Source organism: Pseudonocardia nigra, from assembly GCF_019396355.1.
Classification (GTDB): domain Bacteria; phylum Actinomycetota; class Actinomycetes; order Mycobacteriales; family Pseudonocardiaceae; genus Pseudonocardia; species Pseudonocardia nigra.
Genome location: NZ_JAHKRK010000068.1, coordinates 20106 through 31806 on the forward strand (window position 1 = coordinate 20106; position 11701 = coordinate 31806).

Annotated in this window: 10 protein-coding genes and 2 pseudogenes; 4 read left to right on the forward strand and 8 right to left on the reverse strand. The window is 73.4% G+C overall.

Annotation, left to right across the window (positions count from 1 at the left end; translation table 11 throughout):
• The first annotated feature begins 42 nt into the window (after nucleotides 1-42).
• Nucleotides 43-1042: pseudogene (locus KME75_RS18490) on the forward strand (helix-turn-helix transcriptional regulator).
• Here KME75_RS18490 and KME75_RS18495 read toward each other — a convergent pair.
• Both KME75_RS18495 and KME75_RS18500 read right to left on the reverse strand, forming a co-directional pair.
• A complete protein-coding gene (locus tag KME75_RS18495; protein ID WP_219416092.1) occupies nucleotides 1012-1650 on the reverse strand; it encodes a response regulator in 639 nt (212 codons plus the stop codon). The pseudogene KME75_RS18490 and the gene KME75_RS18495 sit on opposite strands and share 31 nt — an antisense overlap.
• The gene (locus KME75_RS18500) at nucleotides 1647-2789 is read right to left on the reverse strand and encodes a sensor histidine kinase (RefSeq protein ID WP_308282878.1); all 1143 of its coding nucleotides are present in this window, start codon (nucleotides 2787-2789) and stop codon (nucleotides 1647-1649) included. Before KME75_RS18500 ends, KME75_RS18495 begins: the two co-directional genes overlap by 4 nt.
• A 120-nt stretch (nucleotides 2790-2909) precedes the next feature.
• Here KME75_RS18500 and KME75_RS18505 point away from each other — a divergent pair.
• From KME75_RS18505 to KME75_RS18515, 3 genes and pseudogenes are all read left to right on the forward strand, one after another.
• Nucleotides 2910-3551 (forward strand): annotated as a pseudogene (locus tag KME75_RS18505) (ABC transporter ATP-binding protein); the annotation flags it as partial.
• A gap of 83 nt (nucleotides 3552-3634) precedes the next feature.
• The gene (locus KME75_RS18510; RefSeq protein ID WP_219416095.1) at nucleotides 3635-4414 is read left to right on the forward strand and encodes an ABC transporter permease; all 780 of its coding nucleotides are present in this window, start codon (nucleotides 3635-3637) and stop codon (nucleotides 4412-4414) included.
• Nucleotides 4414-5193 (forward strand): ABC-2 transporter permease, encoded by a 780-nt coding sequence (locus KME75_RS18515; protein ID WP_219416096.1) that lies wholly within the window; start codon nucleotides 4414-4416, stop codon nucleotides 5191-5193. The genes KME75_RS18510 and KME75_RS18515 overlap by 1 nt, the downstream gene beginning before the upstream one ends.
• 46 nt (nucleotides 5194-5239) lie before the next feature.
• Here the strand turns inward: KME75_RS18515 and KME75_RS18520 are convergent, their stop codons facing one another.
• The 6 genes from KME75_RS18520 to KME75_RS18545 form a co-directional block, all read right to left on the reverse strand.
• Nucleotides 5240-6826, reverse strand: a complete 1587-nt coding sequence (locus tag KME75_RS18520; protein ID WP_219416097.1) for an alanine/glycine:cation symporter family protein — start codon at nucleotides 6824-6826, stop codon at nucleotides 5240-5242.
• A 65-nt stretch (nucleotides 6827-6891) separates the two neighbouring features.
• A complete protein-coding gene (locus tag KME75_RS18525) occupies nucleotides 6892-7920 on the reverse strand; it encodes a ferrochelatase (RefSeq protein WP_219416104.1) in 1029 nt (342 codons plus the stop codon).
• Nucleotides 7921-7933: 13 nt separating this feature from the next.
• A complete protein-coding gene (fabI, locus tag KME75_RS18530; RefSeq protein ID WP_219416098.1) occupies nucleotides 7934-8725 on the reverse strand; it encodes an enoyl-ACP reductase FabI in 792 nt (263 codons plus the stop codon).
• Between the two features lie 49 nt (nucleotides 8726-8774).
• On the reverse strand, nucleotides 8775-9485 hold the full coding sequence (fabG, locus tag KME75_RS18535) for a 3-oxoacyl-ACP reductase FabG (RefSeq protein WP_219416099.1): 711 nt from the start codon (nucleotides 9483-9485) through the stop codon (nucleotides 8775-8777).
• A 198-nt stretch (nucleotides 9486-9683) separates the two neighbouring features.
• Nucleotides 9684-10670 (reverse strand): VWA domain-containing protein, encoded by a 987-nt coding sequence (locus KME75_RS18540; RefSeq protein WP_219416100.1) that lies wholly within the window; start codon nucleotides 10668-10670, stop codon nucleotides 9684-9686.
• Complete coding sequence (locus tag KME75_RS18545) at nucleotides 10671-11552, reverse strand: DUF58 domain-containing protein (RefSeq protein ID WP_219416105.1); 882 nt, start codon at nucleotides 11550-11552, stop codon at nucleotides 10671-10673. It lies immediately after the preceding gene.
• Nucleotides 11553-11701 lie beyond the last annotated feature (149 nt).

Below are 11701 nucleotides of genomic sequence, written 5' to 3' on the forward strand. Positions count from 1 at the left end.
ACAACGCTAGGAACCGGTTAGGACAGCTTCGGTCCTCGCTGCGTGGAACAGTGGTCCCCGTGTTGGAGATCGGCGCGGCTGCTCCGCCTCCTGTCACTGCTGCAGACCCCACGGGACTGGCCCGGCGCGGAGCTCGCCGCCCGGCTCGAGGTCGACGTGCGCACCGTGCGCCGCGACATCGACAAGCTGCGGGCCCTCGGCTACCCCGTGCACGCCACGGCCGGGGTCGCACGCTACCGGCTCGGGGCGGGCGCGACGCTGCCGCCCCTGCTCCTGGACGACGACGAGGCCATCGCCGTGGCCGTGGGGCTGCGCGCGGCGGCGAGCGGCAGCGTCACGGGCAGAGAGGAGTCCTCGCTGCGGGCCCTGACCAAGCTGGAGGGCGTGCTGCCCTCCCGGCTGCGCCATCGCGTGGGCGCGCCTGCACGGCGTCACGGTGTCGATGCCGACAGGGGCGCCCGCCGTGGACCCGGACGTGCTGCTGGCCGTGGCCCACGCATGCCGGGCTCACGAGCAGCTGCGCTTCGACTACGGCAGCCACGACGGCACCGCGACCGTCCGCCGCACCGAGCCGCACCGTCTCGTGCACACCGGTCGCCGCTGGTACCTCGTGGCGTGGGACCTCGACCGCGACGACTGGCGGACCTTCCGAGTGGACCGCCTCCACCCCCGCATCCCCACCGGCCCCCGGTTCACGCCGCGCGAGCTCCCGGCCGATCTTCCGCGCTTCACCGCACACGGCATCTCCACCGGGGCCTACCGGTACCGGGCGCGCTTAACCCTGCACGCGCCGGTGCGGGTCGCCGCCGACCGGATCCCACCCACCATCGGCGTGCTCACCGCCCTCGACGAGCACACGTGCGAGCTGCGCGCCGGCTCGAACTCGCTCGACGAGCTCACGCTGTACGTGGGGCTGTTCGGCTTCGCCTTCCAGGTGCACGAACCGCCGGAGCTGGTGGAGCACGTGCGCGTGCTCGCCGCCCGCCTGGGCGGGGCCGTACCGGCAGCCGGTCAGGTCACGGACACCACCCCGCTCTCGTAGGCGGCGATCACGAGCTGGGCGCGGTCGCGGGCGTCGAGCTTGCTGAGCAGGCGGCCGATGTGGGTCTTGACCGTGGCCTGGCTCAGGTGCAGGTGCTGCCCGATCTCGGTGTTGGACAGCCCCCGCGCCACGAGCGTGAGCACCTCCCGCTCCCGCGGGGTGACGCCGTCGAGGCCCCGCACCACGGGCCGCTCGGGCAGCCGGGCGAACTCGGCGATCAGCCTGCGGGTGACGGCCGGCGCGAGGAGTGCGTCGCCCGCGGCCACGACCCGGATCCCGGCGAGCAGTTCGACGGGCGGGGTGTCCTTGAGCAGGAACCCGCTCGCCCCGGCGCGCAGCGCCGCGTACACGTACGCGTCGAGGTCGAACATCGTGACCATCAGGCTGCGGGCGGCGTCGCCGATCCGGCGGGTGGCCTCGATCCCGTCCATCCCGGGCATGCGTACGTCCATCAGCACCACGTCGGGGCGCTCGCGCAGCGCGAGCTCCACCGCCTCGACACCCGTGCCCGCCTCGCCGACCACCGTGAGGTCCGGCTCGGACTCCACGAGCATCCGGAAGCTGCCGCGCAGGAGGGCGTGGTCGTCGGCCACCACCACCCGGATCACGCGGTGTCCCCGTACGGGAGCGTGGCGGCGACGCGGAACCCGGACGTGTCCTCCCGCGGGCCCGCGCTGAACACCCCGCCGTACGTCGCCACGCGCTCCCGCATCCCGAGCAGCCCGTGGCCGCCCGCGGGTCCGGGCAGCATGCGCCGGCCGGGGCCGTCGTCGACGGCCTCGATCCGCAGCTGCCGACCGTCGGCCGTCACGTCCACCCGGCAGCGCGCGGGCGCGGCGTGCTTGACGACGTTGGTGAGCGCCTCCTGCACGATCCGGTACGCCGACAGCGCCACGCCGTCGGGCAGCGCGTCGCCGCCGCACACGTGCAGGTCGACCTCGACGCCCGCGAGACGGGCCCGCGCGGCCAGCTCCCCGAGCTCGGACAGGCCGGGGACGGGGGTGAGGTCGGGCGCCTCGGTGCGCAGCGCGCCCAGCAGGTGACGCATCTCGACGAGGGCACTCCGGCTCGCGGTCTCGATCACGGCCAGCGCGTCGTGCGCCTCCTGCGGCCGTGTCCGCACGACGTGGTTGGCCACGCCCGCCTTCACCGCGATCAGGCCCAGGCTGTGGGCCACCACGTCGTGCAGCTCGCGCGCGATGCGCAGCCGCTCCTCGGCCACCGCCCGGCCCGCCAGCAGCTCGGCGTCGCGAGCCGCCGCGATGCGCCGCTCCCGCACCGCCTGCCCCACCGTCCACGCGCCCGCCAGCACGACGACACCGAGCGCGGTGCCGCCGACGTGGCGGGCCCACGACCCGGGCGCGCCCAGCACCGCGAGCCCGACCACGGCGATCGCGGCGATGATGCCGACGGCGCCGGTGGGCACCCACCGGCCCCGGCGGCCCTCCAGCGCGACCGCGTAGAGGGCGTAGGCGGGTGCCGCGTACGCGAATCCCACCACGTCGAGGACGGCGGCGAGGACCGACACCGCGAGGACGGAGCCGAAGACGGCCGTGGGCCGGACCCGGCGCAGGACCAGCGGCAGCCCGAGGCCCAGCGGGACCGCGAGCCTCGCCCACTGCGGCGCGTCGCCCGCGGCCGCCGCGCCGAGGAACGCGAGCGTGAACGCCCACGCCGCCAGGCCGTCGAGCGCGATCAGCTGACCGCGGCTCCACCGCCTGGCGAACACGAACCGGAGATCCCCCACGCCGCGGACGGTAGCCGTGGCCGGGACGCGGAACGTCACCCCCTGGGGGGACATCGGGGGCGGAAACATCCCCCTGTGGTCCGACGCGCCCGGCCCGGGCGATGCCGGATCGTCGCAGACGTGATCGAGATCAGGCACCTCACCAAGCGCTACGGGCGCACCGTCGCGGTCGACGACCTGTCGTTCCGGGTGCGTCCCGGCCACGTCACCGGCTTCCTCGGCCCGAACGGCGCGGGGAAGTCCACGACGATGCGTGTGCTCCTCGGCCTGGACGCCCCGACGTCGGGAGAGGCGCTGATCGACGGCAGGCGCTACGCCACCTTTCGCCGTCCCCTGCACCGGGTGGGGGCGCTGCTCGACGCCGGAGCTGTGCACGGAGGCCGCACGGCACACGACCATCTGCTCTGCCTCGCCCACACCAACGGCATCGGCCGCGCACGCGTCGCGCAGGTGCTCGAACAGGTGGGGCTGGCGGGCGTCGCACGCAAGCGGGTCCAGGGCTTCTCCCTGGGGATGAAACAGCGCCTCGGCATCGCCGCCGCCCTGCTCGGCGACCCCGCCGTCCTGCTGTTCGACGAACCCGTCAACGGCCTGGACCCCGACGGGGTGCGGTGGATCCGGCAGCTGATGCGCCGCCTGGCCGCCGAGGGCCGCACGGTGCTGCTGTCCAGCCACCTCATGAGCGAGATGGCGCTCACCGCCGAGCGGATCGTGGTGGTCGGGCGCGGCAGACTCGTCGCCGACACCACCGTGGCCGAGCTGACCGCGGGGCACGCCTCGCTCGAGGAGGCCTACCTGGCACTCACCGGGTCAGCCGTCGAGTTCGGGGCCGCGCGGTGACCGGGGTGCCGGCGTTGCTGGCATCGGAGTGGGTCAAGCTGCGGTCGGTCCGGTCCACCCACCATGCGCTCGGTGTCGCCGCGCTCGTGGCGGTGCTCGGCGCGGGCTGGGCGTACTACGTGGGCACGGTCTGGGACGGCCGCGATGCCGCCGGTCGCGCGGCGTTCGGCGCAGCGGCCCCGGAGGAGGGCTTCCTCCCGCTCCTGCAGGTCGGCCTCGCCGTGCTGGGGGTGCTGGCGATCACCGCCGAGTACGCCACCGGGACGATCTGCACGAGCGTCACCGCCGTGCCTGCCCGGCACCGGCTGCTGGCGGCCAAGACCGCGGTCGTCGCCGCTACGGCGTTCTCCGCGTCGGCCGCCGTCCTGCTCGTCACCTGGGGGCTCAGCCGGTGGATCGCGGGCGACCGCACGTTGGGCTTCAACGCCGCACCGCTGGCGGCCGAGCTGCCCGCGCTGCTCGCGTCCGCGCTGTCGGTCACCGTGCTGGCCATCGTCGGGCTCGGGCTGGGCGCGGTCACCCGGTCGACGGCCGGGGCGATCACCGCGGTGGTGGGGCTGCTGTTCGTGCTCCCCGGCGTCGGCGCCTACCTGCCCGCGCCGTGGAACACCCGGTTGAGCTCGTTCCTCCTGCCCGAGCTGGTGCCGCAGATCGTGGGCGAGCGATTGTCGCGGCGACTCGGCGACGGCGTCCTGCCGCCGATGGTCGCGCTCGCCGGGCTCATCGCGTACGCCGTCGTCGCGCTGGGCGCCGCCGCGATCGTCCTCGCCCGGAGGGACGTCTGATGCTCGATGTCCTGGCCGCGGAGTGGCTCAAGCTCCGCTCCGTGCGGTCCACCGCCGTCGCGGTCGGCGCCGCACTCGGCGGTGTCCTGCTCGCCGCAGGCCTGGCGTGGGCGGCCGCCGACGCCTACGACGACGCGCCGCCCCCGCTCCGGGCCACCGCGCGGCTGGCGGAGCTGGAGGAGGCCCTGTTCCTCCTGCCGCAGCTGGCCCTGGGCGTCCTGGGCGTACTCGCGATCACCTCCGAGTACGCCACCGGGCTCATCCGCACCAGCCTGGCGCTCGTGCCGCGCCGCTGGCCCGTGCTCGCCGCCAAGTCGGTCGTCGTCGGCGGCACCGCACTGGCGACAGGGCAGATCGCGGTGTTCGGGATGTACGCCGTCGCCCGGGCGATCGTCGGCGACCGGTACGGCGGGATCTACGCCGCACCGGTCCCGGACGAGGTGCCGCTGCTGGTGGTCACCGGCCTGTCGGCCGCGGTGTTCGCCCTGCTCGGGTTGGGCCTGGGCGCGATCGTGCGCTCCACGGCCGCGGCTGTCGGCCTGCTCGTGGGGTTCCTCCACGTGCTCCCGATCGCGGCGCACAACCTCCCGGAGCCGTGGAACGAGCGGGTCGGCTCCCTGATGATCGGCGGCCTGCCCCGGCAGATCGTCGGCGCCGACCTCTCCGCCACGGTGTACGGCGCCCTCCTGTCGTCCCCGGGCGCCGCGGTCCTGTTCGCCGCCTATGCGCTCGTGCCGCTGGGCGTCGGACTGTGGCTGATACGAGGGAGGGATGTGTGACATGCCGTGGGGCCCGGCCGGGTGGGCCGGGCCCCACGGCCGGGGATCACTGCTTGACGTCGACCCGCGAGACCTCGCCGGACCGGCGCTTCTCGCGGAAGTCCTGCACCTCCCGCTTCACCACCGGCGCCAGGATGTACAGGCCGAGAATGTTGAACAGTGCGAGCAGGAACAGCACCGAGTCGGCGAAGCTCAGCACGCTGCCCAGCGTGAGCACCGCGCCAACGATGACGAAGAGCACGTAGACGACCTGGTAGGTGCGCTCGCTCCCGGTGCTCTTGCCGAACAGGTAGGTCCACGCCTTCTGCCCGTAGTAGCCCCAGGTGATGATCGTCGAGATCGCGAACAGCGTCACGGCGAGCGCCAGGACGTACGGGAACCAGGGCAGCACCGTCGCGAACGCGTCGGAGGTGACGATGACGCCGTCGGGCACCTCGCCGCCGCCGAGCGCGCTGACCTGCGCGTCCCGGTAGAACGTGGTGCCCGCGATGGTGATCGTCAACGCGGTCATCGTGCAGATGACCACCGTGTCGATGAACGGCTCCAGCAGGGCCACGTAGCCCTCGGTCACCGGGTTCTTCGTCCGCACCGCGGAGTGTGCGATCGGCGCCGAGCCCAGGCCGGCCTCGTTGGAGAAGGCGGCCCGCCGGAAGCCCTGGATCAGCGCGCCGACCGCGCCGCCGAGCACCCCGGCGCCGGTGAACGCACCGGAGAGGATCGCTCCGATGGCTGCGGGCACCTGCGGGATGTTCACGGCGATCACGATCAGGCACGCCGACACGTAGATGATCGCCATGCTCGGCACGAGCTTGCTCGTGACCCGCCCGATCGAGGTGATGCCACCCACGATCACGGCGCCGATGAGCAGGGCGAGCAGGATGCCGAAGATGAGGGCGGCGCCGGCGCCACCCAGGAACCCGGTCTCACCGCCGGTGACGTTGCGCAGCTGCGCGAAGGTCTGGTTGACCTGGAACATGTTCCCGCCCGCGATGGCGAAGAACAGGATGAAGATCGCGGCGAACACGGCGAGGACCCGGCCGAGGATGCGGCCACCGTTGCCGGGGATGCGCTCGGCCACGCCCTTGCTCAGGTAGTGCATCGGGCCGCCGGACACCGTGCCGTCCGCGTGGATCTCGCGGTACCTCACCCCGAGCGTGCACTCCACGAACTTGGTGCACATGCCCAGCAGGCCGGCGACGATCATCCAGAACGTGGCGCCCGGGCCACCGATGGTCACCGCGACACCGACGCCGGCGATGTTGCCCAGCCCGACGGTGCCGGACAGCGCCGAGCTCAGCGCCTGGAAGTGGGCGATCTCCCCCGGCTCGTCGTTGCGCGTGTACTTGCCGCGCACGATCTCGGTGGCGAGCTTGAAGCTGCGGAACTGGACGAAGCCGAAGTAGATCGTGAACACGATGCCCGCGAGCACCAGCCATCCCACGATCCAGGGGAACACCGTTCCCCCGACGGGGAAGCCGAGCTCGAAGACGAACCATCCCAGTGCGTTCGAGATCGGGTCGAAGACGCTGTTGATGGCTTCTTCGATGCTCGAGAGGGCTCCCCCCGAGCTGGCGAGGACGTGGAAATCGGCGTCCGGCGGGTTCGTGGCCCCGGACACACTCATGGGTGACATGAGGTGGAAGCAGACCCTAAGACGTCAGCGACTGCAAGCGTGGAGACCGAACTTTTTCATGATTGTCATTCCGGACGCGCCGGACGGCAACAATCCACCGCGCACGCTGAACCGTCAACCGTACATCCCAGCAGGGTCACCGTTCCCAGCGACCGGGGTGCGACCTCGTGGGTGTGCTCCGCGATCAGCTCCACCACCATGTCCACGAACCGCGGGTCCGGCCCCGCCGTGGCCGCCCTGGCGAAGGCCATCCCGAGTTCCTCGGCGCGCTCGCAGGCCTCCGTGTCGAGGTCCCAGATCACCTCGACATGGTCGGACACGAACCCGACCGGAGCCACGACCACCGCGGGCGTCCCCGCGGCGCGCAGGGCGTCCAGGTGGTCGACGACGTCCGGTTCCAGCCACGGCACCTGCGGCGGGCCGGAGCGCGACTGCCAGACCACGTCGAAGTCGGCGGTGCCGAGCTCGGCGGCGACCAGCCGCGCCGCCTCCGCGACCTGCCGGGAGTAGAGGTACCCGCCGTCCTCGGGCGGCCCGCCCGCCGCGTCGGCCGCGACCGGCACCGAGTGGGCGGTGAACACGATCCTCGCGCGGTCGCGAACCTGCTCCGGGAGCCGGGCCCGGGCCGCTCGCACCGCATCGGCGTTGGCGGCCACGAACTGCGGGTGGTCGAAGAAGTGCCGCATCTTCACCAGCTCCGGGGCCTCCGCGCCGACGGCCTCGCGTGCCCGTGCGATGTCCTCCTGGTACTGCCGGCACGCCGAGTACCCGCCGTAGGCGCTGGTGGCGAACACGAGCGCCCGCCGCACCCCGTCCCGTGCCATCTCCGCGACCGTGTCCTCGACCATCGGGTGCCAGTTGCGGTTGCCGAAGTAGACCGGCAGGTCGGTGCGCTTGCGCACGGCGTCGATCAGCTCGCGGTTGCGCGCGTTCAGCGGGCTGACCCCGCCGAAGTGCCGGTAGTGCTCCTCCACGGCGTCGAGCCGCTCCGGGGGCACCCCCCGCCCGCGGACCACGTTCTCGAGGAAGGGACGGACCTCGTCGGGGCCCTCCGGGCCACCGAAGGACAGGACGAGCAGGGCGTCGACGCGCAAATGCACCCCCCGATTAGACACCGATGGCGTGGAAGCCGCCGTCGGCCCACACCATCGAGCCCGTGGTCACCGGCAGCCAGTCCGACATCAGCGCGCACACCGTCTTCGCCACCGGCACCGGGTCGTTGACGTCCCAACCCAGCGGAGCCCGCCCGTCCCAGGCGTCCTCGAACGCGGCGAACCCCGGGATCGACTTCGCCGCCATCGTCCGGACGGGGCCGGCGGCGCAGAGGTTGACCCGGATGCCCTTCGGGCCGAGGTCGCGGGCAAGATAGCGGGTGACGGACTCCAGGGTGGACTTGGCCACGCCCATCCAGTCGTAGGCGGGCCACGCCTGGCGGTTGTCGAAGTCCATCCCGACGATCGACGACCCCGGCCCGAGCAGCGGCAGCAGCGCCGTCGACAGCGACTTGAACGAGTACGCGCTCACCTGGATAGTGGTGGCGACGTCCTCCCACGGTGCGTTGAGGAACGCCCCTTCGCCCAGGCACGAGGCGGGTGCGAACCCGATGGAGTGCAGCACCCCGTCCAGCTTCGGGTCGTCGCCCCCGGAGAGCTCGACAAGGTGCGGCGAGACGCGCTCCACGAGGCTGTCGAGCTGCGCCTGGTCGGACACGTCGAGCTCCACGACCGGCGCGGGCTCAGGCAGCCGTTGCGCGATCCGCTCCACCAGCCGCATCCGGCCGAACCCGGTGAGCACGACCTGCGCGCCCTGCTCCTGCGCGAGCTTCGCCGCGTGGAACGCCAGCGAGGCGTCGGTGATCACGCCGGTGATGAGCAGGCGCTTGCCGTCGAGCAGTCCCATGGATGCCTTCCGTGGTCGAGGGAGGGGAAACGGGCTCAGTGACCCCGGCTCAGTGACCCATGCCGAGGCCGCCGTCGACCGGGATCACCGCGCCGGTGACGTAGCCGGCGGCGTCCGAACCGAGCCAGGTGACGGCCGAGGCGATCTCCTCGGCGCTCGCGTAGCGGCCCAGCGGCACCTGGCCGAGGATTTCGGCGCGGCGGGCGTCGGGCAGGGCACGGGTCATGTCGGTGTCGACGAAACCGGGCGCCACGACGTTGGCGGTGATCCCGCGGGAGCCGAGCTCGCGGGCGACGGACCGGGCGAGCCCGACCAGGCCGGCCTTGGAGGCGGCGTAGTTGACCTGGCCCGCGGACCCGGTGAGCCCGACGACGCTGGAGATGAAGATCATGCGGCCGCTCTTGGCGCGGAGCATGCCGCGGGAGGCGCGCTTGGCCACCCGGTAGGCGGCGGTGAGGTTGGCGTCGACGACGCGGGTGAACTGGTCCTCGCTCATCCGCATGAGAAGCGTGTCGTCGTTCATCCCGGCGTTGGAGACGAGCACCTGCACGGGCCCGTGCTTCTCCTCCACCTCGGCGAACGCGTCGTCCACGGCGGCGGCGTCGGTGACGTCGCAGCGAACCGGGAGCAGCTCGCCCGGCAGCCCCTCGGCGCCGCTGCGATGCGTGACCGCCACCTGGTCGCCCTGTGCCGCGAACGCCTGCGCGATCGCGAGTCCGATACCGCGGTTGCCTCCGGTCACCAGCACGCTGCGTCCCACGGGGCTCACCCTATGGGCCCGCGGCTCCCCCGGGCGACCCCGCCCGGCGTGTCCGACGCGAAGGAGGCGACTCGCCCGCCGGAGACGGGCGACTCGCGCGGCAGGAACGGGCGACTCGCGCGGCAGGAACGGGCGACTCGCGGGGGATGTTTCGACGGCTCACGCGAGTCGCCCGACATCGACACGCGAGTCGCCCGGTCAGGGGAGGCGGCGGCCCAGCGCCAGGCCCGTGCCCACGCCCACGACGAGCAACAGGGCGCCGCCGGCGAGCCACGGCCTGCTGGTGTCGACCCGCCGCACCTCGTAGCCGATCTGCTCGCCGAGCTCGGAGTAGACCTGCCGGAGCTCGGTCTCGTTCGCCGCCTTGAAGAACTGCCCGCCGGAGAGCTCGGCGATCTGCTGCATCGACACGTCGTCGACCGCCACCGAGGTGCGTTCCCCCGGGTTGATCTCGATCGAGCCGTAGTCGGTGCCGAAGGAGATCGTCGACACCGGGATGCCCGCGTCCGCTGCCGCGCGGGCGGCGGTGAACGACCCCCGCGGCTCCTCCTCGGGCATCACGCCGCCCGGCACCGTCTGCTTCCCGTCGCTCATCAGCACGATCCGTGCCGGCGGCGGGCCCTCGGCGTCCGCGCCCGCGATCGCTTGGGAGAACGTCTCCACCGACTGCAGCGCCGCGAAGATCGCCTCCCCCGTCGCGGTCGACTCCGCCAGCCGCAGCCCGTCCACCGCGCGCTTGATCGGCTCGCGGTCCACCGTGGGCGAGACGAGCACCGCCGCCGTGCCCGCGAACGACACGAGCCCGAGGTTGATCCCCGGGGTCAGCTGGTCGGCGAACGACTTCGCCGCGGCCTGCGCGGCGGCCAGCCTGCTCGGCTCGACGTCGGTGGCCTGCATCGACAGCGACACGTCGATCACCAGTACGACCGTGGCCCGGTTGCGCGGCACCTTCGCCTCGGCCATCGGCCCGGCCAGCGCGACCGTGAGCACCGCCAGCGCCGTGATCATCGCCGCCGCCGGGACGTGCCGGTACCAGCCGGGGCGCTTCGGGGCGACCCGGTCGAGCAGCTCCAGGTTGGTGAAGCGGATGGTGTCGCGGCGGCGCCTGCACAGCAGCAGCACGTAGCCGACGGCCAGCGCGGCCACGACGACGAGCAGCAGCAGCCACCACGGGTGCGCGAACATCTACCGGCCTCCCCCGGACCACGCCCGCTTGCGGGCCAGCACGAACCGCACGACGTCGGCGATCCAGTCCGAGTCGGTGCGCAGGGTGAGGTGGCCGGCGCCGCAGCGGCGCAACGTGGCCGCCACTCGCTCGCGATGCTCGGCCGCTGCCGCGGCGAACTCGCGGGCGAGCAGCGGCGTGACCGTCACCTCCCGCTGGCGCCCGGTCTCGGGATCGGCGAGCACGACGGTGCCGACGTCGGGCAGCTCCAGCTCACGCGGGTCGAGCACCTCGACGGCGAGCAGGTCGTGGCGGACCGACAGCGCCCGCAGCGCGCGCTCCCAGTCCGGCTCGCCGAGGAAGTCGGAGATGACCACCGCCAGCCCGCGCCGCCGCGGCGGCCGCCGCAGCTGCTCGATCGCGGCCGCCAGGTCGCCACGGGTGCCCTCCGGGGCCCGCGGGGTCTCCGCCACGCGCCGCAGCATCCCGCGCGCGTGCACCACGCCCCCGCGCGCCGGGATGCGCACGAGCCGCTCCCCGGTGGCGACGAGCACGCCGATGCGGTTGCCACCGCCCCGGGTGAGGTGGGTGATCGCCGCGAGCGCCGCGATCGCGAGGTCCCGCTTCTCGCACGACGCCGTGCCGAAGTCGAGGCTCGGCGACAGGTCGAGCACGACCCACGTCTCCAGCTCCCGGTCGGCGACGCTCTCCCGGACGTGGGCCTCCGTGGTGCGCGCGGTGACGGCCCAGTCCATCCGGCGCACGTCGTCGCCCGGCTGGTAGGTGCGCGCCTCCCCCGGCTCGCTGCCGGGACCGGGGACGAGGCCGAGGTGGTTGCCCTGCAGCAGCCCGTCCAGCCGGCCCCGCACGGCGAGCTCGAGCGTCCGCAGCGACGCCTCCATGCGGCCGTCCCGGAAGGACGGGGGAGCCGTGGGACTGCGGCGCACGGCCGGGGACGAGGTCACGCCGGCGAGCCCGCGTGGTGGTGCCCCGGGTCGTGCTGCGGCCGCGCCGTCACCTGCGGCAGCGGCACCGTGGCGAGCACCCGGGA

What these genes read in the sequence shown, in the direction of transcription:
- KME75_RS18515 (WP_219416096.1), top strand. Translation starts at nt 4,414, where the DNA reads ATGCTCGATGTCCTGGCCGCGGAGTGGCTCAAGCTCCGCTCCGTGCGG.
- KME75_RS18520 (WP_219416097.1), bottom strand. Translation starts at nt 6,826, where the DNA reads ATGTCACCCATGAGTGTGTCCGGGGCCACGAACCCGCCGGACGCCGAT.
- fabI (WP_219416098.1), bottom strand. Translation starts at nt 8,725, where the DNA reads ATGGGACTGCTCGACGGCAAGCGCCTGCTCATCACCGGCGTGATCACC.
- KME75_RS18540 (WP_219416100.1), bottom strand. Translation starts at nt 10,670, where the DNA reads ATGTTCGCGCACCCGTGGTGGCTGCTGCTGCTCGTCGTCGTGGCCGCG.
- KME75_RS18545 (WP_219416105.1), bottom strand. Translation starts at nt 11,552, where the DNA reads ATGGAGGCGTCGCTGCGGACGCTCGAGCTCGCCGTGCGGGGCCGGCTG.